At 55.7% G+C, this 23,406-nt stretch carries 23 protein-coding genes; 15 read left to right on the plus strand and 8 right to left on the minus strand.

Annotated features, from left to right (window positions below; all coding sequences use genetic code 11):
* Positions 1 to 44: 44 nt before the first annotated feature.
* Complete coding sequence (locus tag ACNY69_RS17555) at positions 45 to 341, minus strand: HTH-type transcriptional regulator (protein WP_010257438.1); 297 nt, start codon at positions 339 to 341, stop codon at positions 45 to 47.
* 730 nt (positions 342 to 1,071) lie between these two features.
* Here ACNY69_RS17555 and ACNY69_RS17560 point away from each other — a divergent pair.
* From ACNY69_RS17560 to ACNY69_RS17585, 6 genes are all read left to right on the plus strand, one after another.
* Positions 1,072 to 2,670, plus strand: a complete 1,599-nt coding sequence (locus tag ACNY69_RS17560) for a gamma-glutamyltransferase family protein (protein WP_367395964.1) — start codon at positions 1,072 to 1,074, stop codon at positions 2,668 to 2,670.
* Positions 2,671 to 2,874: 204 nt separating this feature from the next.
* On the plus strand, positions 2,875 to 3,594 hold the full coding sequence (locus ACNY69_RS17565) for a DUF3053 domain-containing protein (protein ID WP_111141307.1): 720 nt from the start codon (positions 2,875 to 2,877) through the stop codon (positions 3,592 to 3,594).
* A 430-nt stretch (positions 3,595 to 4,024) separates the two neighbouring features.
* Complete coding sequence (locus ACNY69_RS17570) at positions 4,025 to 5,959, plus strand: PTS mannitol transporter subunit IICBA (RefSeq protein WP_418799359.1); 1,935 nt, start codon at positions 4,025 to 4,027, stop codon at positions 5,957 to 5,959.
* Positions 5,960 to 6,052: 93 nt separating this feature from the next.
* Complete coding sequence (gene mtlD, locus ACNY69_RS17575; RefSeq protein ID WP_418799361.1) at positions 6,053 to 7,201, plus strand: mannitol-1-phosphate 5-dehydrogenase; 1,149 nt, start codon at positions 6,053 to 6,055, stop codon at positions 7,199 to 7,201.
* A 64-nt stretch (positions 7,202 to 7,265) separates the two neighbouring features.
* Positions 7,266 to 7,811, plus strand: coding sequence for a mannitol operon repressor MtlR (mtlR, locus tag ACNY69_RS17580; RefSeq protein WP_199560031.1), 546 nt, complete (start codon positions 7,266 to 7,268; stop codon positions 7,809 to 7,811).
* Positions 7,812 to 7,915: 104 nt separating this feature from the next.
* On the plus strand, positions 7,916 to 8,278 hold the full coding sequence (locus ACNY69_RS17585; protein WP_111141311.1) for a YibL family ribosome-associated protein: 363 nt from the start codon (positions 7,916 to 7,918) through the stop codon (positions 8,276 to 8,278).
* Between the two features lie 8 nt (positions 8,279 to 8,286).
* On the opposite strand, the gene ACNY69_RS17590 is transcribed toward ACNY69_RS17585, so the two are convergent.
* The 3 genes from ACNY69_RS17590 to ACNY69_RS17600 all read right to left on the minus strand — a co-directional run bounded on the left by ACNY69_RS17590 (position 8,287) and on the right by ACNY69_RS17600 (position 11,669).
* Positions 8,287 to 9,255, minus strand: coding sequence for a VirK/YbjX family protein (locus tag ACNY69_RS17590; protein ID WP_111141312.1), 969 nt, complete (start codon positions 9,253 to 9,255; stop codon positions 8,287 to 8,289).
* 194 nt (positions 9,256 to 9,449) lie between these two features.
* Positions 9,450 to 10,067: a superoxide dismutase [Mn] gene (sodA, locus tag ACNY69_RS17595; RefSeq protein WP_111141313.1), complete on the minus strand. Its 618-nt coding sequence runs from the start codon at positions 10,065 to 10,067 to the stop codon at positions 9,450 to 9,452.
* Between the two features lie 261 nt (positions 10,068 to 10,328).
* On the minus strand, positions 10,329 to 11,669 hold the full coding sequence (locus ACNY69_RS17600) for an aspartate aminotransferase family protein (RefSeq protein ID WP_111141314.1): 1,341 nt from the start codon (positions 11,667 to 11,669) through the stop codon (positions 10,329 to 10,331).
* Between the two features lie 206 nt (positions 11,670 to 11,875).
* Here ACNY69_RS17600 and ACNY69_RS17605 point away from each other — a divergent pair, with 206 nt between their 5' ends.
* Entirely contained in the window at positions 11,876 to 12,652 is a 777-nt protein-coding gene (locus ACNY69_RS17605) for a DeoR/GlpR family DNA-binding transcription regulator (protein ID WP_418799364.1), read from the plus strand.
* Here the strand turns inward: ACNY69_RS17605 and fdhD are convergent.
* Entirely contained in the window at positions 12,649 to 13,416 is a 768-nt protein-coding gene (fdhD, locus tag ACNY69_RS17610; protein ID WP_233499006.1) for a formate dehydrogenase accessory sulfurtransferase FdhD, read from the minus strand. The genes ACNY69_RS17605 and fdhD overlap by 4 nt on opposite strands.
* Before the next feature lie 438 nt (positions 13,417 to 13,854).
* On the opposite strand from fdhD, the gene fdnG reads away from it, so the two are divergent.
* The 5 genes from fdnG to ACNY69_RS17635 are packed head-to-tail and all read left to right on the plus strand — an operon-like array spanning position 13,855 to position 20,011.
* Positions 13,855 to 16,905 carry a formate dehydrogenase-N subunit alpha gene (gene fdnG / locus ACNY69_RS17615; RefSeq protein WP_367395962.1) on the plus strand — a complete coding sequence of 1,017 codons (3,051 nt, stop codon included), beginning with the start codon at positions 13,855 to 13,857 and terminating at the stop codon, positions 16,903 to 16,905.
* A 12-nt stretch (positions 16,906 to 16,917) separates the two neighbouring features.
* Positions 16,918 to 17,814, plus strand: coding sequence for a formate dehydrogenase subunit beta (gene fdxH / locus ACNY69_RS17620; RefSeq protein WP_111141318.1), 897 nt, complete (start codon positions 16,918 to 16,920; stop codon positions 17,812 to 17,814).
* Entirely contained in the window at positions 17,814 to 18,455 is a 642-nt protein-coding gene (gene fdoI, locus ACNY69_RS17625) for a formate dehydrogenase cytochrome b556 subunit (protein ID WP_111141319.1), read from the plus strand. The genes fdxH and fdoI overlap by 1 nt, the downstream gene beginning before the upstream one ends.
* Positions 18,455 to 19,378, plus strand: coding sequence for a formate dehydrogenase accessory protein FdhE (fdhE, locus tag ACNY69_RS17630; RefSeq protein WP_111141320.1), 924 nt, complete (start codon positions 18,455 to 18,457; stop codon positions 19,376 to 19,378). The genes fdoI and fdhE overlap by 1 nt, the downstream gene beginning before the upstream one ends.
* Positions 19,379 to 19,399: 21 nt before the next feature.
* Positions 19,400 to 20,011 carry a glutathione S-transferase gene (locus ACNY69_RS17635; RefSeq protein ID WP_111141321.1) on the plus strand — a complete coding sequence of 204 codons (612 nt, stop codon included), beginning with the start codon at positions 19,400 to 19,402 and terminating at the stop codon, positions 20,009 to 20,011.
* A 231-nt stretch (positions 20,012 to 20,242) separates the two neighbouring features.
* Here the strand turns inward: ACNY69_RS17635 and ACNY69_RS17640 are convergent, their stop codons facing one another.
* The 3 genes from ACNY69_RS17640 to ACNY69_RS17650 form a co-directional block, all read right to left on the minus strand.
* The gene (locus ACNY69_RS17640; RefSeq protein ID WP_418799367.1) at positions 20,243 to 20,824 is read right to left on the minus strand and encodes a hypothetical protein; all 582 of its coding nucleotides are present in this window, start codon (positions 20,822 to 20,824) and stop codon (positions 20,243 to 20,245) included.
* 134 nt (positions 20,825 to 20,958) lie between these two features.
* Positions 20,959 to 21,450, minus strand: a complete 492-nt coding sequence (locus tag ACNY69_RS17645; RefSeq protein ID WP_418799368.1) for a glycosyltransferase family 9 protein — start codon at positions 21,448 to 21,450, stop codon at positions 20,959 to 20,961.
* Positions 21,405 to 22,220 (minus strand): glycosyltransferase family 9 protein, encoded by an 816-nt coding sequence (locus ACNY69_RS17650; protein WP_418799370.1) that lies wholly within the window; start codon positions 22,218 to 22,220, stop codon positions 21,405 to 21,407. Before ACNY69_RS17650 ends, ACNY69_RS17645 begins: the two co-directional genes overlap by 46 nt.
* 355 nt (positions 22,221 to 22,575) lie before the next feature.
* Here ACNY69_RS17650 and ACNY69_RS17655 point away from each other — a divergent pair, with 355 nt between their 5' ends.
* The 3 genes from ACNY69_RS17655 to ACNY69_RS17665 are packed head-to-tail and all read left to right on the plus strand — an operon-like array spanning position 22,576 to position 23,387.
* Positions 22,576 to 22,815 carry a hypothetical protein gene (locus tag ACNY69_RS17655; RefSeq protein WP_293770709.1) on the plus strand — a complete coding sequence of 80 codons (240 nt, stop codon included), beginning with the start codon at positions 22,576 to 22,578 and terminating at the stop codon, positions 22,813 to 22,815.
* A gap of 27 nt (positions 22,816 to 22,842) precedes the next feature.
* A complete protein-coding gene (locus tag ACNY69_RS17660) occupies positions 22,843 to 23,067 on the plus strand; it encodes a SymE family type I addiction module toxin (protein WP_293770711.1) in 225 nt (74 codons plus the stop codon).
* A complete protein-coding gene (locus tag ACNY69_RS17665; protein WP_367395959.1) occupies positions 23,064 to 23,387 on the plus strand; it encodes a SymE family type I addiction module toxin in 324 nt (107 codons plus the stop codon). The genes ACNY69_RS17660 and ACNY69_RS17665 overlap by 4 nt, the downstream gene beginning before the upstream one ends.
* Positions 23,388 to 23,406 lie beyond the last annotated feature (19 nt).

The raw sequence follows: 23,406 nt of genomic DNA on the forward strand, positions 1-23,406 counted from the left end.
CCATAAAAAAACCCGCCAGCGGCGGGTTCCTTCGTGCTGCCTGATCACTCAAGCAACTGCCGCCCCAGATAGGGGTTGGCATGTAATAACTTCATCAGTTTCTGCGCCGTCGCAGATGGACGGGTACGGCGGGCTTCCCAGCTTTTCACGGAAGAAACGCTCACGCCCATTACTTTCGCAAACTCATCAACCTGCATGCCGGTCATTTCACGCAGACGCTGCGGCTCTGGCTGGGCGGGTTGCTGACGCTGAATAAGTAACTCGGCGGCGCGATCATCACGTGTCAAAACAATCTGCTCAAGGCTGCTGAGCAATTCAAACATCGGGTCTTTTAATTCCATAGAGAACTCCTTAAAACTCACTATGAAGCACGTGAAAGTAGAGAGGTACGAGCCTGAAGTCAGGACTCTGAAACCGGGCCTGTTCCAGGCTGGATCCCGCAAGGGTTTGTTTTTGTTATGAGAGAAACCATTACGGGACACAGCCTGCGGTGCACTGCTTTAAAAGTTGTCAGGTCAATGCAACAAATGCCGGGAGACTAAGTATGGATAGAGACCTGACGATTTGCCGCGCAATTTGTAATTATTTTTTTAACTATGGTTTGCCGGAAAAATTCCAGCGCCTCTAACGTGCTGAGGCAGTTGATTTTTGCGCCTCCATAGCGGGCAAAAAAATCAATCGGTGTTTGCGATTTATGTGGAAGCCATCATGCTTTTTACTGGCATCTTCTCATTTCTGTGAGGCGCTGCACCTCTGCAGTGATGAGTGCAAAATATACGCCAATGGTTTACTTCCTGAACACATATATTCATCGCTCTAATGAAAATAAGAATAATCCTGGCATACCCTTCAGCGTTGCCGCGCGTCGGCTCACGGTGCCGGACAGGAAAATCCGCTAATCTGAACGCTGTTTTTTTAGCAGATTAATCAACAGTGGACCTGAAGAAACGGCGGGCGCCCCATTCCGGTGCGTTTATGCCGTCTGCGCCTGGCGTTATGCGCGACAAAAGTGCGCTCCCTGACTGTTGCGCAGACGGCGGCCCACACTCCCGATCCCGGCAAGGAAGAGCGATGCGTGAAACAGATTTTAATGTCGCTTACCCCTCTCATCGCGTCCCGATGATGGGGCGTAATGCGGTGGCGACATCACAACCGCTGGCGGCGCAGGCAGGCTTGCGTATGCTGCAGCAGGGGGGCAACGCGGTGGATGCGGCGATCGCCACGGCTATCGCCTTAACCGTACTGGAGCCGACCGGAAACGGCATTGGCAGCGATGCATTTGCGATCGTCTGGGATGGCAGTGAGCTGCATGGGCTCAACGCGTCAGGCCGTGCTCCGGCCGCCTGGCACCCCGGACGTTTTGCCGCCTTTGACGCCATGCCGGAAACCGGCTGGGAGTCAGTCACCATTCCTGGCGCGGTGTCGGCATGGGTCTCACTGGCGCAGCGCTTCGGCACCCTGCCGCTGACCACCCTGGCGCAACCGGCGATCGATTATGCGCGCGATGGTTTTCCGGTCTCACCGCTGATTAGCCAGCTGTGGCAGCGCGGCTACGACAAACTACGGGATCAGCCGGGCTTCAGCGACTGCTTTGCGCCCCAGGGCCGCCCGCCGCAGGCTGGGGAACTGTTCCGCAATCCGGCGCAGGCCGCCACCCTGCAGGAGATCGCCGAAACCCAGGGCGAGAGCTTCTATCGTGGCGCGCTGGCGCAGAAGATAGCGGCCTTCGCCCGTGAGCATGGCGCCGCCCTGACGCTGGAGGATCTGAAAAACCATCGGGCTGACTGGGTTACGCTGCTGTCGCATCCGTTTGCCGGTGGATCGGTCCAGGAGCTGCCGCCTAACGGTCAGGGCATCGCGACGCTGATCGCGCTGGGGATTCTGGAAGAGTGGGAGATCAACCGTCACGCACCCGATTCGCCGCAGTGGCTGCACCTCTCGATTGAGGCGATGAAACTGGCGCTGGTCGATCTCGAACGCTATGTCACCGATGAAGATCACCTGGAATTTCCGGCGGCGCTGCTGCTGAGCCGGGACTATCTTCGCCAGCGGGCCGCACTAATCGATCCTGACAGAGCAGGCGATTTCCGCTTCGGCTCGCCGCAGCAAAGCGGCACTGTCTATGTGGCCGCCGGTGACAGCCAGGGCATGATGGTTTCGTTCATTCAGTCCAACTATATGGGTTTTGGCTCCGGCGTGGTCGTCCCCGGCACCGGCATCAGCCTGCAGAATCGCGGCGCGGGCTTCTCATGCGACCCGGCCCATCCCAACGTCGTGGCGGGCGGTAAGCGCCCTTTCCACACCATCATCCCCGCCTTTGCGCGGGATCAGCAGGGCCAGCCGCTGATGGCGTTTGGCGTGATGGGTGGCCCGATGCAGGCCCAGGGGCACGTTCAGCTGGCGCTGCGCATCATGCTGCACCGGCAGAATCCCCAGGCCGCGATTGATGCGCCGCGCTGGCGGGTGGTTCAGGGGCGCGAGGTGGTCTTCGAATCCACCCTCGATCGCAATACTCTGAGCACCCTGCGCCGCATGGGCCACAACGTGCTGCTGGAAGATCCGCTGAGCAACTACAACTTCGGCGGCGCACAGGCGATAGTGCGCGATCCTCAGGGGTTCTATATTGCAGCCAGTGAAAGCCGGAAAGATGGTCAGGCCGTGGTCTTTTAGGGCCGCCGCCAGAAAAACGCCGCCCGGAGAGCGGGACGCCTGCAAGCCGCGCAGGGCGCGCCGCAGATCCTGCTCTGTTACCGCCATTTCAGAAAGCACCTGTTTTAGCGGCGGTTTCACATTGTGCCGTGGCGCGGGTTTGTTCTATTCTTTAGGCCATTCCTACCTGGACATCAGACAGTATCACCGACAGGAGTTGACCCTATGGCTTCAGGATTTACACGCCTCATGGCACGCGGCGGCATTATGCTCGCTGGCGCGCTGATCGTGCTGCAGCTCACCGCATGTGGTGACAAAGAGGGCGAGCAGCGTAAAGCATTTATCGACTTTCTCCAGAATACCGTGATGCGCAGCGGCGAGCATCTTCCCAGCCTCAGCGAAAACCAGAAGCAGAGCTTTGGCAACTTCGCCAGCGATTACGCCATTCTGTATGGCTTCTCGCAGCAGGCGAACAAAGCGGTCGAACAGGGAATGCGTCCGGTGGTGGATGAGCTTTCCGCGATTCGTGTTCCGCAGGATTATCTCAGCCGTCGCGACTCACTGCGTCAGGCCAACAGCGCCCTTGTGATTGTCACCCAGCAGATTGAAAGCGCCAAAATGCAGGCGGACAGCAGCAAAGCGGCCCTGAAGCAGTCGGATGATCTGAAAAAGGTCTACGACACCGCCTACAACAAAGTGGTAACGGTGCCCGCCAATCAGCTGATCCCGCTGCTGCCTAAACTGCAGGCGCTGAGCCAGGGTGCGGTGCAGACCGGCGACTTCCTGCAACTGCAGGGCTCCCGGGTCAGCTTCAATGATGGCGGCGTACAGTTCCCGACCCAGGATCAGGCTACGCAATATAATGCGCTGATGAGCACGCTCTCTGCCAACGCTCAGGCCCTGCCTCAGGCCCAGGCGGCCGTTCAGGGTGGCATTCAGCAGTAAACCGCTTTCCGGGCAGAGGTGATCTCTCTGCCCCTCTCCCCACTCTTTCTCTTTGCCGCCAGGACCCGCAAAATGAAGTGTGATCTGGCGCATTTTCGACCAAAAATATTTTGTGACTTTCATCACATATCTATAACAAAGCGCCTTTCTCAGGATGTGATACAGCTCACAGATAACCGGCAAATCTGACTAAAAATCGCCCAATACAGCGGCATTCACGCCACTAATTGTGATCAGAGTCACGCTAATGACCCCTGCAGCCCCCCTTAATCAGTGACACAGATCACACTAATGTCATGCCCTACGCAGTGCCAGATTCGCGTGATAGAGTCCGCGTGCATACAGTAATACCACCGGCTTCAGGTCGGGGTGGCTAAACAAAAACAAACGCGCTCTCCTATTGCAGCGCGTCTCAATAAGGGGTGGGTTTATGTCCTCATCAGTGAAGGTCAAAGTACAGAGCTTTGGTCGCTTTCTGAGTAATATGGTGATGCCAAACATCGGGGCGTTTATCGCCTGGGGTATCATCACCGCGCTGTTTATTCCAACTGGCTGGATCCCTAACGAAACGCTGGCCAAACTGGTCGGCCCGATGATTACTTACCTGCTGCCGCTGCTGATCGGTTTCACCGGCGGACGTCTGGTGGGCGGAGATCGCGGCGGCGTAGTCGGTGCCATCACCACCATGGGTGTGATTGTCGGTGCAGATATGCCGATGTTCCTGGGGGCGATGATTGCCGGTCCGCTGGGTGGCTGGGCCATTAAGTCGTTTGACCGGGCCATTGACGGCAAAATCAAAAGCGGCTTCGAGATGCTGGTCAACAACTTCTCGGCCGGTATTATCGGGATGGTGCTGGCCCTGCTGGCATTCCTGGCCATTGGCCCGCTGGTAGAAGGTCTGTCGCATATTCTCGCGGCGGGCGTGAACCTGATGGTGCAGAACAACCTGCTGCCGCTGACCTCCATCTTCGTAGAACCGGCGAAAATCCTGTTCCTGAACAACGCCATCAACCACGGTATCTTCTCACCGCTCGGCATCCAGCAGGCGAGTGAAGCGGGTAAATCGATCTTCTTCCTGATCGAAGCGAACCCGGGTCCGGGGATGGGCGTGCTGATGGCCTACATGTTCTTTGGTCGTGGCAGTGCAAAACAGTCTGCGGGCGGTGCCGCCATTATCCACTTCCTGGGCGGCATCCATGAGATCTACTTCCCTTACGTGCTGATGGCGCCTCGTCTGCTGCTGGCCGTGATCCTGGGCGGGATGACCGGCGTCTTCACGCTGACCGTCCTGAATGGCGGCCTGGTCTCTCCTGCTTCACCGGGTTCTATCCTGGCGGTGCTGGCGATGACGCCAAAAGGCGCCTACTTCGCTAACGTCGCTGCTATCGCGGCCGCCTTTGCTGTCTCCTTTGTGGTTTCCGCTATCCTGCTGAAAACCAGCAAAGTGAAAGAAGATGACGACATCGAAGCCGCGACCCAGCGCATGCATGAGATGAAAGCGCAGTCCAAAGGCCTGAGCGCACCCGGTGCCGCCATTGCCAGCGACGCCATGAGCGTGGACCTGCATCATGTGCGTAAAATCATCGTTGCCTGTGATGCCGGTATGGGCTCCAGCGCCATGGGCGCAGGCGTGCTGCGTAAGAAAGTGCAGGATGCCGGTCTGCGCAATGTCTCGGTGACCAATACCGCGATTAACGCCCTGCCGGGTGATGTCGATCTGGTGATTACGCATCGTGACCTGACCGAACGCGCAATCCGTCAGGCGCCGCACGCGCAGCATATCTCGCTGAATAACTTCCTCGACAGCGCGCTCTACAGCACTCTGACCGAACGTCTGGTGGCGGCTAACCGCAGTGACGCGCATCGCGAAACCGTGAAGACGACGCTGGCCGATAGCTACGATGAAGGTAACGCGCATCTGTTTAAGCTGGGCGCGGATAACGTCTTCCTTGGCCTGACCGCCAGCAACAAAGAGCAGGCGATTCGCTTTGCCGGTGAACAGCTGGTGAAAGGCGGCTACGTCGAGCCGGAGTATGTGGAAGCGATGCTGGCGCGTGAAAAACTGACCCCGACCTATCTCGGTGAGTCAATCGCGGTGCCGCACGGCACGGTGGAAGCCAAAGATCGCGTGCTGAAAACCGGCGTGGTGTTCTGCCAGTATCCGGCAGGCGTCCTGTTCGGCGAAGAGCCGGAGGATGTGGCGCGTCTGGTGATCGGGATTGCGGCCCGCAATAACGAGCACATCCAGGTGATCACCAGCCTGACCAATGCGCTGGATGATGACAGCGTGATCGAGAAGCTGGCCAACACCAGCAGCGTGCAGGAAGTGCTGGATCTGCTGTCAGGCAAGCCTGCCATCGCATAATGTGGTGATATTTTCCCTGGGGCGGTCATGCCCGTCCCGATTTTCCGGGGCGGGTTTGCCCGCCCCATCGTCATTTGATATGGGTCAAAAATTATGAAAGCGTTACATTTCGGAGCAGGAAACATCGGTCGCGGCTTTATCGGCAAATTACTGGCTGATGCCGGTATCGAACTGGTTTTTGCTGATGTGAATCAGACGGTGCTGGATGCACTGAACGCGCGTCATGAGTACCCCGTTCATGTGGTTGGCGAACAGGCCAGAACAGAAATCGTGACCGGCGTCAGCGCCGTTAACAGCACCAGCGAGGCGATCGTCACCCTGGTGTCTGAGGTCGACCTGGTGACCACCGCCGTAGGTCCGCAGATCCTGGAGCGCATTGCCGGCAGCGTGGCGAAAGGGCTGGCTAAACGCAGCGATGACGGCACGACCCGTCCGCTGAATATCATCGCCTGTGAGAATATGGTGCGCGGCACCAGTCAGCTGAAACAGCATGTTCTGAAGGCGCTGCCTGAGCAGTATCAGGCCTGGCTGGAGCAGCATGTCGGCTTTGTTGATTCCGCCGTCGACCGCATCGTGCCGCCCACGGAAGCGGGCAGCAGCGATCCGCTGGAAGTGACCGTTGAAACCTTCAGCGAGTGGATCGTCGACAAAACCCAGTTTAAAGGCGACCTGCCCACCATTCCGGGCATGGAGCTGACCGACAACCTGATGGCCTTTGTTGAGCGCAAACTCTTCACCCTGAACACCGGCCACGCGATTACCGCCTATCTTGGCCAGCTGGCCGGTCACCAGACCATTCGTGACGCCATTCTGGACGAAAAAATCCGGGCCGTGGTGAAAGGTGCGATGGAGGAGAGCGGCGCGGTGCTGATCCAGCGTTACGGTTTCGACGCGGAGAAACATGCGGCCTACATCCGCAAAATCCTGGGCCGTTTTGAAAACCCTTATCTGAAAGATGATGTTGAGCGCGTAGGCCGTCAGCCGCTGCGTAAACTGAGTGCTGGCGATCGCCTGATTAAGCCAACTCTGGGGACGCTGGAGTATGGTCTGCCACACGCCAGCCTGGTGCAGGGTATTGCTGCTGCAATGCACTATCACAGCGATCAGGACCCGCAGGCGCAGGAGCTGGCCGCGCTGCTGGCAGAAAAAGGTCCACAGGCGACCCTGGCTGAGATTTCCGGCCTGGATGCCGACAGCGAAGTGGTGGCTGCTGTGGTGAGCGCCTGGCACGCTATGGCATAATGCGCGCGTGTTAGTGACGCAAGCCGGGCGCAGTTCGCCTGCGCCCAACGGCGGTATTGAACCCATGCAGGCAATAATGGAAGAGAAGCAAGCTTTTGAGAACCGGGTGCTTGAGCGCCTGAACGCCGGTCGTTCGGTGAGAAGCTTTCTTATCGCCGCCGTTGAGCTATTGGCTGAAGCAGTCAATCTGCTGGTGCTGCAGGTGTTCCGCAAAGATGACTATGCGGTGAAGTATGCCGTGGAGCCACTGCTGCTGGGCGATGGTCCGCTGGGCGAACTCTCGGTTCGCCTGAAACTGATTTATGGCCTGGGCGTTATCAGCCGGCACGAATATGAAGATGGCGAACTGCTGCTGGCGCTGCGCGAAGAGCTGAACCACGATACCGCCGACTACCGTTTCACCGACGATGAAATCCTCGGCCCGTTTGGTGAGCTGCACTGTGTCACCGCCTGGCCGCCTGCCCCGGTGTTTCACACCGACGATGCGGAGCTGCGCAGTATGCAGCAGCAGCGCTATCTGCAGATGGTGCGATCCACCATGGTCCTGTCACTCACCGAACTGATCGCCCGCATCAGCACCAGGCAGGCGTTTAAAAAGCCCGGCAGCTAATCCCGTCAGGCGCCCTCTGCGGCGCCTTTTTTGTCTTACGCTGAGCGGGAACCTGCATCCGATTTGGTGTATCCTTAGCCTGTTTTCCTCAACGAGTTGTTGTCATGAAAGAGCAAGAAAAGAACGAAATCAAACTTCTCAGCGATAAGCTGGACGCACTGAACCGCAAAGAGCCGCAGTTACTGGAGTCGGGTGACACCGAGAAACTGGGCGCACTGCTGAAAGAGAAAGAAACGCTGGTCACGGAGATCGAGCGTCTGCGCAATCAGCGGGTTGAAAAGCTGAGTGCCGAAGCGCAGAAGCTGCAGAAAATGGGCTTCAGCCGCGAAATTACCAAAAAAGAGCAGGCTAATCTGGGTGCGCTGAAGAAAAGCGTGCGCGGCCTGGTAGTGGTGCATCCAATGACCGCGCTGGGACGTGAAATGGGCCTGAAAGTGATGACCGGCTTCGCCAGAACCGCCTTCTGAAGCGTCGATCAGGCCGCAGCCTGATCGACATCGGCTTTGCGTTCGCCAGCGGCGGCACAGACCTGTTCTGCCAGCGCATCCAGCAGTTCATAGCGACGGCGGTACTCTGCGCGCTTCTTGCTGGCGATCTCCTCCAGCGTTTTACGCGGCAGGCTCAGCGGCAGGGTAAACATCCCGTCACTGCGTGCCTCTCCACTCAGCGACAGCCAGAATTCACTGTAGCTGGCAAAGAACTTATCCCCTTTGCTGTGGCGATAGCGCAGACTGCGGAAGACGTGTGTCTCATCACCCACCGCCAGAATCTTCTCAACGCCACACTGTTTCGCAACAATAAACACCGCTTCCATTAACAAGCGTTTCGGGAAGAGACCCTGCGCGGCTTTTGTCGCTTCACGGATGACCTCATTATTGATATGTTTCCGCGGCCCCTGTAATCCGCCAATTAATAAGGTGCGCTGGTTATTCTCATTAAGAATAGAAAATGAAAGCGACGCGATAATTTCGTCGTTATAACGCAACACCAGCGTTACTTCGCCTTCGCGGTCAAAATAGCCTGAACTGCAGGAGAGTAAGAAGGCTTCGCCGTTTTTACCGGTCAGCGCCGCCAGCGGATTATCGGTGGCGCTCTGCAGCAGCTGACGCAGCGCAGGATTTTCCAGGTTATTCATCAGGGTATAATGATCGAGAATCGCCTGCGCACGCGCAGCAATACTCAGTCCTGAACGCAGATAAGGCCGGTGCAGCTTGGCGGGCAGCAGACCCTGGGTGCTCATCAGCAGAGGCAATTGCGGCAGACGCGACAGGGCATCCAGATAATGCAGCGTCGTCAGTGGTGATATTAAGGTCCTTAAGACAAATTTCATCCGGAACCGTTTACTTATCCAGAGTTTATCCGGAACATATTTACCACTAATTAACTGAAAAAAAAGCGAAGCAGAGGAATCTGTCGTAGTTTCGTGAGTAGTTATAATGGACATAGTCAGCGACACACAGTGGGTTAAGCAGGATTGTCACTGAAAATAACATAGCCAATATCAACGGCAGGTTAATGCGGAATAACATTAAAACTGATTTATGACGATTTCTGGTTCCATCTGAGAATGCGCAATATAAAGCAAAAAAAAACCGGCGAAATAGATTTCACCGGTTGAGCGGTTAACGCCGGATTAACTTACTGCGCTGCAGCGAAGCGGGCTGCCGCTTCGTCCCAGTTAACCACGTTCCAGAACGCTTTGATGTAGTCAGGACGCTTGTTCTGATACTTCAGGTAGTAAGCGTGTTCCCACACATCCAGACCGATGATCGGGAAGCCAGATACGCCGGCAACCGCTTCACCCATCAGCGGGTTATCCTGGTTTGCGGTTGAGACCACGGCCAGCTTGTCGCCTTTCTTAACCAGCCACGCCCAGCCTGAACCGAAACGGGTCGCTGCGGCTTTCTCGAACTCTTCCTGGAATTTTTCCACGCTGCCGAAATCTTTCTCGATAGCCGCTTTCAGGTCGCCCTGCAGGGTGGTGCCGGTTTTCAGGCCTTTCCAGAACAGGCTGTGGTTCGCGTGACCGCCTGCGTTGTTGCGCAGCGGACCTTTTTTGTCTGCTGGCAGCTGATCCAGTTTGGTGATCAGCTCGTCGACCGGCAGATCGGCAAATTCAGTGCCTTCCAGCGCCGCGTTGGCGTTGTTCACATAGGTCTGGTGATGTTTAGTGTGATGGATTTCCATCGTCTGCTTGTCGAAATGCGGTTCCAGTGCGTCGTATGCGTAAGGCAGGGATGGCAGTGAATAACTCATGTTCTTCCTCTCCATTTAATATGAGCAGCACGACAGATTCGGGACGTGCCGCGTAAGCAGTCGAATCATTATAGTTAAATTCATGTAGCGTAAAAGGGTAATCAATGCCCTAATAACCATAAGGATTTGCGAAACCCGGCAAAAGCAACCCGTTGTTTTTACAGCGGGCAGCTGCACGCTCTGCTTACAGAGATCGGATCGCGCCGACGGTTATGCAGGCGCGCCATCTGCCCGGATGCCGCGCCTGCCCTGCCCTTTGCCTTAGCGACCCAGCTCGCGCAGTGCGCTGTCGAGCGCCCCCACCAGCCAGTCGATGTCGCTTTCCTGGAAAGCCAGAGGCGGGCGCAGTTTCAGTACATTCCCATAGGGGCCGGCGACCGAGGTCAGCACGCGATGTTCACGCAGCTTCTCAATCAGATCCAGCGCCAGCGTCTTATCCGGCGTTTTGCTGTGACGATCGGTGACCAGTTCAAAGCCGATAAACAGCCCGGCACCGCGCACATCCCCCACGCACTCAAAGCGATCCATCAGCGTACGCAGCTCAGCCAGCAGCTTCGCACCGACCACGCGGCTGTGTTCCTGTAATCCCTCTTCGGTGATCACTTTCAGCACCGCCTGCGCCGCCGCCATCGCGACCGGGTTGCCGCCAAAGGTATTGAAGTAAGGAATCGAGTCGCTGAAGGCGGCCAGCACCTCGCTTTTTGCCAGCAGTCCGGAGACCGGGATGCCGTTGCCCATCGGCTTGCCGGTGGTGATCAGATCGGGCACCACATCGTGACGGCCAAAGCCCCAGAACGCGTCGCCGGTGCGGCCAAAGCCTGGCTGAACTTCATCGGCAATAAAGATACCGCCGTTGGCATGCACCACCTCGACGGCTTTTTTCAGGAAGCCGCGCGGGTCGGGCAGGACGCCGTCCGACGAGAAGATCGAATCCGCCAGGAATCCGGCAAACTTAATGCCGTGCGCGGCCATATCATCAATCTGCTGCTGAATCTGGCTGGCGAACCAGTCGCCCAGATCCGGGGCATCCACGCGATAAGCATCCGGCGGCATCACCAGCCGGGTGGTCGGCGCCAGCGGTTGCCCGCTACCCAGCGCCGGAGAGGCCCCGGAGGTCAGCTCGCTGGTGCCGTGATAGGCCTCTTTGGTGACGATAATCCCGGTGCCGCCGCTGAAGGCGCGCGCTACGCGGATCGCCAGATCGTTGGCTTCCGAGCCGGTACACATATACATGGCGCGATCGATCGCCGCAGGTGTCGTCGCCAGCAGTGCTTCGCTGTAGTCGAGAATATTTTCATGCAGATAACGGGTGTGGGTGTTCAGCCTTTTCATCTGCTGCGTCACCGCGTCAGTCACGGCCGGATGACAGTGACCAATGCTGGCCACATTGTTGTAGACGTCGAGATATTTATCGCCTGCCGCATCCCACAGATACTGCCCCTCTCCCCGCACCAGATGAACCGGCTTGCGATAGAACAGGCGATAGGATTCACCAAGCACCTTGCTGCGTTTATCGGTCAGCTTGCGCGTCTCGCTGTCCAGCGCAGCGGCATGTTCGGCACGAAAACTGTTGGTATCCATAATGGTGGAACGCGTGGCCATAATTGACTCCGGTTTCAGGGATAAAGGGGAAGAGCGGATGCCCTTATCATGCCTGCCTGCGCTAAAAATGCAACAAAATACACAAATGCAATAAAATACACATGACGGCGGCAAGGAGTCGCGCTAAGCTGGCCCCCGATTCAGACGGACGCCAGCGCCCGACTGGCGTATTATCCGTGCTCTTCGCGCTTTATAAGGAAACCGCTATGCTGCAGGAAATGCGTCTTCACCGTATCCGTGCCTTACTGACCCGGCTTAACCAGGTGAGTACCGAACGCATTATCAGGGAGCTGGAGGTGTCACGCGAAACCGCGCGCCGGGACATGATTGAGCTGGAATCGCTGGGGCTGGCGCGCCGGGTGCATGGCGGGCTGGTGGCGCTGGAAACCCCAGCCGAACCGCCACTGACTGAGCGCCGCAGCCAGCAGACCCGTGAGAAGCGCGCTATCGCCCGCGCAGCTGCGCAGCTGCTGCAGCCCGGACAGACGCTGTTCCTGGACGCGGGCAGCACCACTACGTTTCTGGCAGAGGAGCTGCATGCCCTTTCCGGCCTGACGATCCTCACCAACAGCCTGCAGGCGGCGCTGGCCCTGAGCGCCGGAGAGGAAAATCAGACGCTGAACAATCAGATTATTTTGCTGGGCGGGAGCATGTCTGCGGGCGCACAGCAGACGCGCGGCGAAATCACCGTCGGCGAAATTATGCGCTACCGTGCCGATATTGCGCTGCTGTCGCCGGTGGGCGTGGAGGCGGATAGCGGGGCCACCAGCTTTCATCCGCACGAAGCGGCGATTGCGCGTGCGATGGTGCAGCAGTCTGCATCCTGCTATCTGCTGGCCGATCACAGCAAGCTGGGCGTGGTCAGCCGCACGGTCTATGCGCCACCGCAGGCGATCTCTCTGCTGATTACCGACGGTGGCGGCGGCGACGGTGCCGCCCTTGCGGCGTTGCAGCAGCAACTGCCGGAGGTGATGGTGGTTTAACGCAGCCGCTGAGGGTGGCTGTAGATGGTGGCCCGGCCCGGTTTGCTGAAGCCGGCCAGCGTCAGGTTGCAGCGCTCAGCGACCTCCACCGCCAGGCGGGTCGCCGCCGAGACGGCAAACAGGATTTCCACGCCGCACATGGCGGACTTCTGCACCATTTCATAGCTGGCGCGGCTGGAGACCAGAACCGCGCCCGGCCCCCAGTCGGCCTGGCTGCGATAGCCCAGCAGCTTGTCCAGCGCCACATGGCGCCCCACATCTTCGCAGCCCCCGGCCAGCTGACCGTCGGGCTGGATCCATGCGGCCGCATGGGTACAGCCGGTAAGCTGGCCGACCGGCTGATACGCTTTCAGCTCTCCCAGCGCCCGATCCAGCCTGTCCAGCGCAAAAGTCTGGGTAAAGGGCAGCGGCGAGAGCGGCTTGCCGATCTGTTCCAGCTGTTCAACGCCACAGACGCCACAGCCCGTCCGCCCTGCCAGGGCGCGGCGCTGCGCTTTGAGGGCCATAAAACGGCGGCTGGAAAGCTCAATCTGCACCTCTATACCGTCGCAGCCCGGCACGATATCCATACCAAAAATGTCGCCGGGCGCATCGATAATGCCCTCCGAGAGCGAAAAGCCCAGCGCAAACGCCTCCAGATCTTTTGGCGTGGTCATCATCACGACGTGAGAGATGCCGTTATAGACCAGCGCCACCGGCACTTCGTCCGCCAGCCAGTCTGAACGGGCGGCCGTCAGATCGTCACGCTGCCACACCTGCGTCATGCTGACACCGGCCTGAGTTGTTAAATCTTCGCCTGAGTCAGGCTGGATAGCTTTCAAAAAATATGACCTGTTGTTAATAAATGATGAAATTCAGCGTCGTATTCCGCCGCGTCCTGATTCTGCCTCTAAGCCCCGGGTTGCGCAAATAAACCGCGGGGCAATTCATGCGGTTTTACCGTCGCAGCGGGCTGGCGCGCCCGCTGGTGCAGAAAATGAGAAGGGTCATTTTTCAGGCATAACATCAGTAAGCATATAACAACAGTAATCCGTGGCGGCCGCTGAAAATCTGCTTGCAACTTCCCTTCACTGTCGAGGGTTTTTAACAAAATGTAGGAAATGAATTACTAATGACTAACCTGTTGACCCTGGTCAACTTAGACGCAGATAAGACTGTTATTTTGCAGGGCTTCGCAATGGAGCCGATACAGAAGAACGAAAATGCAAATAAACAGACGGAGTTTTTTTAAAATCTGTGCAGGCGGCCTGGCGGGAACCAGTGCTGCGCTACTCGGTTTTGCCCCCACCACAGCCTTAGCCAGCGTCAGAGAATTCAAACTCATCCGCGCCAGAGAAACCCGCAATAACTGTACCTACTGCTCGGTCGGCTGCGGCATGCTGATTTACAGCCTGGGCGATGGGGCGAAGAATGCCAGCGCCTCGATTTATCACATCGAAGGCGATCCTGATCATCCGGTCAGCCGGGGATCGCTCTGCCCGAAAGGGGCGGGCGTGCTCGACTTTATTCACAGCGAGCAGCGACTGAAATATCCGGAATATCGTGCGCCCGGTTCCGATAAATGGCAGCGCATCAGCTGGGAAGAAGCCTTTGATCGCATCGCCCGGCTGATGAAGCAGGACCGCGATGCCCATTTCCAGACCACCAATGCGGCGGGCGTGACGGTCAACCGCTGGCCGACCACCTCTATGCTCTGCTCTTCCGCCGCCAGCAATGAAACCGGCCTGCTCGATCAGAAATTTGCCCGGGCGCTGGGGATTCTGGCGCTGGAAAATCAGGCGCGCCTCTGTCACGGCCCGACTGTCGCCGCACTCGCGCCGAGCTTTGGTCGCGGAGCGATGACCAACAACTGGAATGACATTAAAAATGCCAACGTAGTGATGATTATGGGCGGCAACCCCGCCGAAGCACATCCGGTGGGGTTTAAGTGGGTCATCGAAGCGAAAATCCATAACAACGCCCAGGTTATCGTGGTCGATCCGCGCTTTAACCGTTCAGCGGCGGTAGCCGATCACTATGCGCCACTGCGGGCGGGCAGCGACGTGGTTTTCCTGATGGGCATCGTCAACTATCTCCTGCAGCACAATCAGATCCAGCAGGAGTATGTGCGCGCCTTTACCAATGCCGCCCTGATTGTCAAAGAGGACTTCAGCTTCAGCGACGGCCTGTTCAGCGGCTACGATGCCGCGTCCCGTCAGTACGACCGCCAGAGCTGGCACTATGAGCTGGATGAAAAGGGCTTTGCCCGCCGCGATGAGAGCCTCACGCATCCGCGCTGCGTCCTGAACCTGCTGAAAGCCCATGCCAGCCGTTACACCCCGGACATGGTGACGCGCCTGTGCGGGACCTCGCAGGATGCCTTTATGACGGTGTGTGAACAGCTTGCCTCCACCTCCGTTCCTAATCGCACTGCGACGATTCTTTATGCGCTGGGCTGGACCCATCATACTAATGGCTCACAGATTATCCGCACGGCGGCAATGATCCAGCTGCTGCTGGGCAACATCGGGATGCCAGGCGGCGGGATCAATGCACTGCGCGGGCACTCCAACGTGCAGGGCTTTACCGATCTCGGTCTGCTGACGCAGAGTCTGCCGGGTTATCTGCCACTGCCCTCCGAGAAGATGACCACCCTGACGACCTACCTGCAGCAGGCCACACCGGCTGCGGCCCTGCCGGAACAGGTCAACTACTGGCAGAACACCGATAAATTCTTCGTCAGCCTGATGAAGAGCTTCTATGGCGATAAGGCCACGGCAGAGAATCAGTGGGGCTACGACTGGCTGCCGAAGTGGGATAAAAGCTACGACTGCATGGCGCAGGCGGAGATGATGGAGCAGGGGGCGCTGAACGGCTGTCTGATTCAGGGCTTCAACATGCTGGCGGCCTTCCCGGATAAAAACAAAGCGGTCCGCGCACTTTCTCGCCTGAAATATATGGTGGTGATCGATCCGCTGCGCACGGAGACGGCCAGCTTCTGGCAGCATCACGACGCGTTTAACGATGTCGACCCGTCGACCATTCAGACCGAAGTGTTCCGCCTGCCCTCCTCCTGCTTCGCGGAAGAGTCGGGATCGGTGGCGAACTCATCGCGCTGGCTGCAGTGGCACTGGGCGGCCGCCGAGCCACCGGCGGAGGCGCTGCACGACGGTAAAATTCTCGGCAACCTCTTTATGCGGCTGCGCGCGCTCTATCGTCTGGAGGGCGGCGCCGCGCCGGAACCGCTGATGGCAATGCGCTGGGATTACCGCGATCCCTACAATCCTGAGCCGGAAGAGGTCGCGCAGGAGAGCAACGGCCAGGCGCTGACCGATATTTATGACGCCAGCGGCAAGCTGCTGCTGAAAAAAGGCCAGCAGCTCAACGGGTTCGCTGAACTGCGTAACGACGGCACCACCGCCAGCGCCTGCTGGATTTACAGTGGCAGCTGGACGCAGGAGGGCAATCAGATGGCACGGCGCGACAACGCCGATCCGTCGGGGCTGGGTGCGGTCTCCGGCTGGGCCTGGGCCTGGCCTGCTAACCGCCGCATTCTCTACAACCGCGCCTCTGCGGATGCGCAGGGCAAAGCCTGGGATCCCGCCCGTCGCCTGATCGAGTGGGATGGCGCGCGCTGGCAGGGTATCGACGTGCCAGATTATCCGGTCACCCTGTCGCCACAGAAGCAGGCCGGTCCCTTTATTATGCAGCCCGATGGCCTGGGTCATCTGTTTGCGCTCGATAAAATGGCCGACGGCCCGTTCCCGGAACATTATGAGCCGATGGAAAGCCCGCTCGCCGATAACCCTCTGCATCCGCAGCAGCGCCACAGTCCGGTCGTCCGGCTGTTCAGCAGCGACGCCGCCCGGCTGGGCAAGGCCGCTGACTACCCCTGTGTCGCCACCACCTACTCCATCACCGAACTGTTCCGTCACTGGACCAAACATGCCCTGCTGAATGCGATTGCGCAGCCGGAGCAGTTTGTTGAGATCGGCACCGAACTGGCCGAGGAGAAAGGGATCCGCGCCGGTGACAGCGTCAAAGTCACGTCGCAGCGTGGCTATATCAACGCTAAAGCGGTGGTCACCCGTCGTCTGCAGCGTCTGACGATTGATGGCAGACCGGTCGACACCGTGGGCATTCCCTGTCACTGGGGCTTTGAAGGCACCACGCGGAAGGGCTTCCTGGCCAATACGCTGACGCCGTCGGTCGGCGATGCCAACTCGCAGACCCCGGAGTACAAGGGATTCTTAGTAAAAGTCGAAAAAGCGTAACGGTGGATGACAATGGCTTATCAATCACAAGATATTATCCGTCGCTCGGCGACCAATGGCTTTACCCCACCGCCGCAGGCGCGCGATCACCAGCGTCAGGTGGCAAAACTGATCGACGTCACCACCTGTATCGGCTGCAAAGGCTGCCAGGTGGCCTGCTCGGAGTGGAACGACATCCGCGATGAGGTCGGGCATAACATCGGGGTCTATGACAATCCTGTCGACCTCAGCGCCAAATCCTGGACGGTGATGCGCTTCTCGGAAGTTGAGGAGGATGGCCGGCTGGCCTGGCTGATCCGCAAAGAGGGCTGCATGCACTGCGCCGATCCCGGCTGCCTGAAAGCCTGCCCGTCGGCAGGCGCCATCATCCAGTACGCCAACGGCATCGTCGACTTCCAGTCTGAGCAGTGCATCGGCTGCGGCTACTGCATCGCGGGCTGTCCGTTCAACGTGCCACGGCTCAACAAAGAGGATAACCGCGCCTATAAGTGCACCCTGTGCGTGGATCGCGTCAGCGTCGGCCAGGAGCCCGCCTGCGTGAAAACCTGTCCGACCGGAGCCATTCATTTCGGCAGCAAAAGCGACATGCTGACGCTGGCGGAAGCGCGCATCACGGAGCTGAAGTCACGCGGATTTAAAAATGCCGGTCTCTATAACCCGGAAGGCGTGGGCGGCACCCACGTCATGTATGTGCTGCATCACGCTGACAGGCCTCAGCTCTATCACGGGCTGCCGGCGAATCCGGGCATCAGCCCGACCGTGACCTTCTGGAAAGGGATCTGGAAACCGCTGGCGGCAGTGGGTTTTGCCGCGACGTTTGCCGCATCAATTTTCCACTATGTTGGCGTGGGCCCGAATCGCGTCACGGAGCATGACGACAACAGCGATCAGCCTGAGGAGCATCAATAATGAAAAAGCCCGATCATCTGGTGCGTTACCGCGCACCCGAGCGCATCAATCACTGGATTGTCGCGATTTGCTTTGTCATGGCCGCGTTAAGCGGGTTAGGGTTTTTCTTCCCCTCTTTTAACTGGCTGATGCAGATATTCGGCACGCCACAACTGGCGCGTATCCTGCATCCTTTCACCGGCGTAGTGATGTTTGCGGCGTTTATGCTGATGTTTTTGCGTTACTGGAAACATAATCTGATCACCCGCGATGACCTTTACTGGGCCAGAAACATTCATCGGATTGCGCTGAATGAAGAGGTGGGCGATACCGGTAAATATAACTTTGGTCAGAAGTGTGTGTTCTGGGCTGCTATCATCAGCTTAGTGTTGCTGCTTGTAAGCGGTATTGTGATCTGGCGGCCTTACTTTGCGGATGCCTTTGCCATTCCCCTGATTCGTCTGGCGCTGATTGTGCATTCGGTCTCTGCGGTGGCGCTGATCATCGTCATTATGGTGCACATTTATGCTGCATTGTGGGTCAAAGGGACCCTGACCGCGATGGTGGAAGGCTGGGTCAGCGCCGAATGGGCCAGACAGCATCATCCCCGGTGGTACCGTGAGCAGCGTAACCGGCCAATAAAACAGGAAAAACGCCCCTGATGAGTATTCGCATAATCCCGCAGGACCAGCTGGAGAAAGGCGAAAAAACAACGGCGGAGATGATTCCGCCGTTACTTTTTCCCCGGCTGAAAAATTTATACAGCCGCCGTGCCGCGCGATTGCGCGACCTGGCGGCGAAAAATCCACTCGGCGACTATCTGCGCTTCGCGGCGACGATCGCGGAAGCGCAGGAGATTGTGCTGTATGACCATCCGCTGCACATGGATCTTCATGCCCGGCTGACGCAGAGCGCCCGCGAGGGCAAGCCGCCGCTCAATATTCACACCCTGCCGCGTGATCCGCACTGGCAGCGGCTGCTGCATTCGCTGATTGCCGAGCTGAAGCCGGAGATGAGCGGCCAGGCGCTGGCGGTGCTGGAGAATCTGGAAAAGGCCTCTGCCACGGAGCTGGAGACGCTGGCCAGCGCCCTGTTTACCGGCGAGTATGCGCAGGTCAGCAGCGATAAAGCGCCCTTTATCTGGGCAGCCCTCTCGCTCTACTGGGCGCAGATGGCCGCGCTGATCCCCGGCAAAGCGCGGGCGGAGATGGGCGAGCAGCGCCAGTTCTGCCCGGTCTGCGCCAGTATGCCGGTCGCCAGCGTGGTGCACATGGGCAGCCACGAAGGCGCGCGCTATCTGCACTGCAATCTGTGCGAGAGTGAGTGGCATGTGGTACGCAGCAAATGCACCCAGTGCGAACAGTCCCGGGATCTGCACTACTGGTCGCTCGAAAGCGAACAGGCGGCCGTGAAGGCCGAGAGCTGCGGCGACTGTGGCACCTATCTGAAGATGCTCTATCAGGAGAAAGATCCGGCCATTGAACCGGTGGCGGATGACCTGGCGTCGCTGATACTGGATGCCAGAATGGAGCAGGAAGGCTTCGCGCGCAGCAGTCTCAATCCTTTTATGTTTCCTGGCGAATAGTCACTGACTCCGGAGAACCCGATGAAACTTATTGGCAGCTATACCAGTCCGTTTGTGCGAAAGATTTCAGTCATCATGCTGGAAAAAGGCATTACGTTTGAATTCGTTAACGCATCGCCTTACAGCGATGACAGCCATGTGCCGCACTACAATCCGCTGGGCAAAGTCCCGGCGCTGGTCGCTGATGATAAGCAAATCTGGTTCGATTCCGGCATCATCGCGGAATTTCTGGAGCAGCGCGGCGCGGAACCGCACCTGCTGCCAGCCGATCCGCTGGCGTCACTTAACATCCGCCAGATGGAGAAGCTGGCGGATGGCATCTGCGATGCCGCGCTGGTAATCGTCCGCGAGCAGTTGCGTCCGGGCGATCGTCAGTCAGAAGAGGTGCTGCTGCGTCATCGGGAAAAGATTCAGCGCAGTCTGGACATGCTGGAGGCGAAGGTGGCAGAGGGAAAATGGCTCAATAACGGCCAGCTCAATCTGGCGGATATCGCTACCGGCTGCATGATCGGCTACCTCAATTTCCGCCGCGTGGTGCCCAACTGGTGTGTTGAACGTCCGGCGCTGGTGAAACTGGCGGAAACGCTGTTCCAGCGCGAGAGCTTTGCAATGACGACGCCGCCTGCGGCGTGAGGGTGTCCAGAGCCAGAACCATTAAAAGGGACAATGGTGTCTGGCTGCATGTTAGGGTCATGTGTTAATTAAGGTCAGCGGAGGTCTAGTGCCAGGTTATAGATAAGTAAAAATTATATTTAATTGATTACATTCATTCCTGCACCTGGATTTCCCCTCAAAAATTTCAACTATCCCTCCGGCCACCCGGAATTATAAAAAATAATTAATATGTATAAATTTTATTAAAAACTAATCATAAGTAAATTGATAATTTATAATATAAGACCCTAATTTATTAGTATGAGCAGTCACCCACACTTTAGTCATACCTTGCTTCCTGTCATTGTATAAATTTGTACGATTTTTACAAAGTTGAAGCCATCTTTTCGTATGAGCATCTTCAATCCACAAGCCAGCCTCACAATGGCTATATTTACCAACTGCCGGACCTGGAAACGTAACCTCATATTCAGACTCGTACTGAATAATCTTACCAGGCGCGATATAAACATAGACACTGTAACAATTCAGAATGCAAATAAAACCAACAGAAAACCCACACCCAAAAGCTTTCAGTACATAGGTCGCTGATTCACCAACTGGTCTGAAATAAACAGCCAGCCCCGAAAAGATAAGACCCAAAATTGATGCAACAGTAACATATGTTGTCCACTCAGGAACACTTTTCATTAATACAACACGTCTTGCGACGCCATCTGCCCACATCAGATACCATAGCCATGCTGCAAATATGGTAAAAAAAACGGCGAGGAATAAATAGCGCTTAATCTTTCCCTTTTCATAAGCTGAAACAAAACCGCTTCCATGCATTTTGATCCTTCCTTTGACAATCGGACTGTTAAATTATTTTTTAGTTAAAAATTTTTAAATAAAATTTATTTTAAGCAACTAACTTTTATAATGGGGTAATGGTGTCTGGCACAGTAGGACGCTTTATCTGCTGGTCAGCAACAGAGCTGATCGCAGGAACCGATACAGTGGTCGGGAGCCTGATAACCGTGCGAACAAACAGGTTCTTTCAACGCGATCACCGATACGGATTCCGGTGATTTCATCTCATGCCTGCTTAATAAATTCCTGCGGACAATCTCGTTAACAATACGCTCAGGAACATTATCAGCCTCGCATGTTTTATCATCATGAACAATAATGCGGCTTGCGTTTTCATACCCTGGTGCCCACATATTATTATCAGGTAAATTTTTATAAACGGCGATGAGTGGTTTTTTCCACGCAGCAGAGATATGTACTATCGAAGTATCAGGTGTTATGACCACATCCGATTCTTTAATTAATGCCATCACATGATGCAACGTACAAAAGGGGTTTTTTACAACACCATCAGGAAGCGGTACCAGTAATTCGTTACGATGATCCAGAATAATTAACTTTATTTGTTTGCCTTTATTACTAACGAGATGAACAAGCTCCAGCAATTGCTGTTGTGAGAAATTCCTTTCTGGCGTACCTGCAAAGGCATTAACAATAATCTTTTTTTGTTTTTCCAGGGATCAAGAAAAAATTTTACCTCATCAAGCACACCATCAGGAAAATACAAACTATAATCGGCGCTGCCTTTATCTTTAACACCAACAATTTTGCTGAACAAAGACAGTAATTCTGTAACGTGCTGCTTTTTATTTTTAAAACGAACTGAAACGGTGTAATGGCCGATATCAGGTTTTTTATTTAACCCAATAACGAACCTCGCATTGATATCATTAAACAGTTTCATCCGATGCACCGGCATTTCGGATAAAGAAGGGTCGATAATCAGATCATATTTATTTCTATTTAGCATCTTTATCGTTGCCTTTGAAACGGTATGATTCAAAGACTTCAGGTAATGGTTATAAGTGCAATTTCTCGCTTTATAAATATGCCTGATAAAAGGGTTGTATTTTATTACGTCGTAACAGGCTTCAGTTACCAGCAAATCAACTGCATAGCCAGCCTGATGAAGCGACCTGATGAGTGGGGTCGAAACGATGATATCACCCACTTTGCCTTCATTGCGAACAAGCAATATGGTTTTCACAGAGTCAGGATTAAAGGATACTTTTGCACGTTTATCCCACAGAAGCTTTGCAATTGAGATTCTTGCTTCGAGCTTCACCTTTTTGAGATAGTAATTTTTTCTTCGGTTCCACTCGCGTATTTTTTTGAATGATCCCGTTGATACCGTGATCCTCACATCCTTATTCATTTCGCCCCTCCTGCTTCCTGAGTACATCATTTTCATGATACCCAAACATCATAAATGAGCAGCTATTTATGTATATATAAAATTTCCAATAAGCGTGTAATTCTACAACACCCGAAAACGCTTAGACCATATAATAACCCTTTTTTATTTCATAGAATTATCATTCATCTAACATCGCTGGTTGGGATTTTGATATAGATACCTATCAACTTTTAACCAAATACACTTTACTGCATCATACGTTACGATATGGCAATTCAGGTTGCCATATATAAGAATTTAACTTACAGATAACCAATGCTGAATTGTGATTAATTATTTAATTAAAGAGAATTAATTAAAAAATTGGGAAACCATGATCTTTATTAACTGCATGCTTATTTCGTTCATAGCAGCGGGAAAAACGCTTTTGGAGATAGTATTATCCATCGAAAAAAATCCGTTTTTCAGAGATGCCTCGCAATCTATTCCGAAGCTTTCAGCGAGTTTACAAAGCAGACGGTGTATATTTGAACAGGAGAAAACAGTAAAGGAAGCGCGTAACGAGAGATTATTAGCGCGGGCTGAAGGTGGTGGAACACCAGCAGCCCGCTGACCACAACTAACTGGATAGGAGTTAATTATGGCTGGAACAGATTCTACGTCAGAACCCGTCACATCCCAAGCACGCAAAAGCATCGTCGGATATCGCCCCAACGGCGGCAGACCAAATCCCTTGCCTCAACTGACCATCAAAGGGCGATGGCTGGAACAGTGGGGATTTATTAAAGGACAGCCGGTCAGCATCATTGCCAAACAGGGTCAGCTGATTATCCGCATCATGCACATCATGGAGGAGAACGTATGAACATCACTTTTATTCAGGAACCCATCCCGGAACTGACTATCGCTGGCGGCAAGCTGGCGGCACCCGGATTTACCACCGACACACCAATCCGGCTGATGCTGCGGGATAACGCGCTGACAGTGACCACCGTGACCGATGAAGCGGAGTGGAAAGAACTCTGCGAAGCCAGCCAGCAGTGGCAGGATTTGGGCGCGGACTGGGTGCGGGAGAACGGCGGGGTGATTATCGGCGGCAGCTGGCTGACCGGTTTCGGTATTACTGAGGCGGGACAGCTCGAGATTACCGCTGCGCCCGGCGTGATTCGGTTGCAGCGGAGGTAAGCGAGAGGATTCAGGGCTT

The sequence above is a fragment of the Pantoea graminicola genome (assembly GCF_048452665.1).
In the GTDB taxonomy this organism is placed as follows: domain Bacteria; phylum Pseudomonadota; class Gammaproteobacteria; order Enterobacterales; family Enterobacteriaceae; genus Pantoea.

What these genes read in the sequence shown, in the direction of transcription:
- ACNY69_RS17555 (WP_010257438.1), bottom strand. Translation starts at nt 341, where the DNA reads ATGGAATTAAAAGACCCGATGTTTGAATTGCTCAGCAGCCTTGAGCAG.
- ACNY69_RS17560 (WP_367395964.1), top strand. Translation starts at nt 1,072, where the DNA reads ATGCGTGAAACAGATTTTAATGTCGCTTACCCCTCTCATCGCGTCCCG.
- ACNY69_RS17565 (WP_111141307.1), top strand. Translation starts at nt 2,875, where the DNA reads ATGGCTTCAGGATTTACACGCCTCATGGCACGCGGCGGCATTATGCTC.
- ACNY69_RS17570 (WP_418799359.1), top strand. Translation starts at nt 4,025, where the DNA reads ATGTCCTCATCAGTGAAGGTCAAAGTACAGAGCTTTGGTCGCTTTCTG.
- mtlD (WP_418799361.1), top strand. Translation starts at nt 6,053, where the DNA reads ATGAAAGCGTTACATTTCGGAGCAGGAAACATCGGTCGCGGCTTTATC.
- mtlR (WP_199560031.1), top strand. Translation starts at nt 7,266, where the DNA reads ATGCAGGCAATAATGGAAGAGAAGCAAGCTTTTGAGAACCGGGTGCTT.
- ACNY69_RS17585 (WP_111141311.1), top strand. Translation starts at nt 7,916, where the DNA reads ATGAAAGAGCAAGAAAAGAACGAAATCAAACTTCTCAGCGATAAGCTG.
- ACNY69_RS17590 (WP_111141312.1), bottom strand. Translation starts at nt 9,255, where the DNA reads ATGTCCATTATAACTACTCACGAAACTACGACAGATTCCTCTGCTTCG.
- sodA (WP_111141313.1), bottom strand. Translation starts at nt 10,067, where the DNA reads ATGAGTTATTCACTGCCATCCCTGCCTTACGCATACGACGCACTGGAA.
- ACNY69_RS17600 (WP_111141314.1), bottom strand. Translation starts at nt 11,669, where the DNA reads ATGGCCACGCGTTCCACCATTATGGATACCAACAGTTTTCGTGCCGAA.
- ACNY69_RS17605 (WP_418799364.1), top strand. Translation starts at nt 11,876, where the DNA reads ATGCTGCAGGAAATGCGTCTTCACCGTATCCGTGCCTTACTGACCCGG.
- fdhD (WP_233499006.1), bottom strand. Translation starts at nt 13,416, where the DNA reads ATGACGCAGGTGTGGCAGCGTGACGATCTGACGGCCGCCCGTTCAGAC.
- fdnG (WP_367395962.1), top strand. Translation starts at nt 13,855, where the DNA reads ATGCAAATAAACAGACGGAGTTTTTTTAAAATCTGTGCAGGCGGCCTG.
- fdxH (WP_111141318.1), top strand. Translation starts at nt 16,918, where the DNA reads ATGGCTTATCAATCACAAGATATTATCCGTCGCTCGGCGACCAATGGC.
- fdoI (WP_111141319.1), top strand. Translation starts at nt 17,814, where the DNA reads ATGAAAAAGCCCGATCATCTGGTGCGTTACCGCGCACCCGAGCGCATC.
- fdhE (WP_111141320.1), top strand. Translation starts at nt 18,455, where the DNA reads ATGAGTATTCGCATAATCCCGCAGGACCAGCTGGAGAAAGGCGAAAAA.
- ACNY69_RS17635 (WP_111141321.1), top strand. Translation starts at nt 19,400, where the DNA reads ATGAAACTTATTGGCAGCTATACCAGTCCGTTTGTGCGAAAGATTTCA.
- ACNY69_RS17640 (WP_418799367.1), bottom strand. Translation starts at nt 20,824, where the DNA reads ATGCATGGAAGCGGTTTTGTTTCAGCTTATGAAAAGGGAAAGATTAAG.
- ACNY69_RS17650 (WP_418799370.1), bottom strand. Translation starts at nt 22,220, where the DNA reads ATGAATAAGGATGTGAGGATCACGGTATCAACGGGATCATTCAAAAAA.
- ACNY69_RS17655 (WP_293770709.1), top strand. Translation starts at nt 22,576, where the DNA reads ATGATCTTTATTAACTGCATGCTTATTTCGTTCATAGCAGCGGGAAAA.
- ACNY69_RS17660 (WP_293770711.1), top strand. Translation starts at nt 22,843, where the DNA reads ATGGCTGGAACAGATTCTACGTCAGAACCCGTCACATCCCAAGCACGC.
- ACNY69_RS17665 (WP_367395959.1), top strand. Translation starts at nt 23,064, where the DNA reads ATGAACATCACTTTTATTCAGGAACCCATCCCGGAACTGACTATCGCT.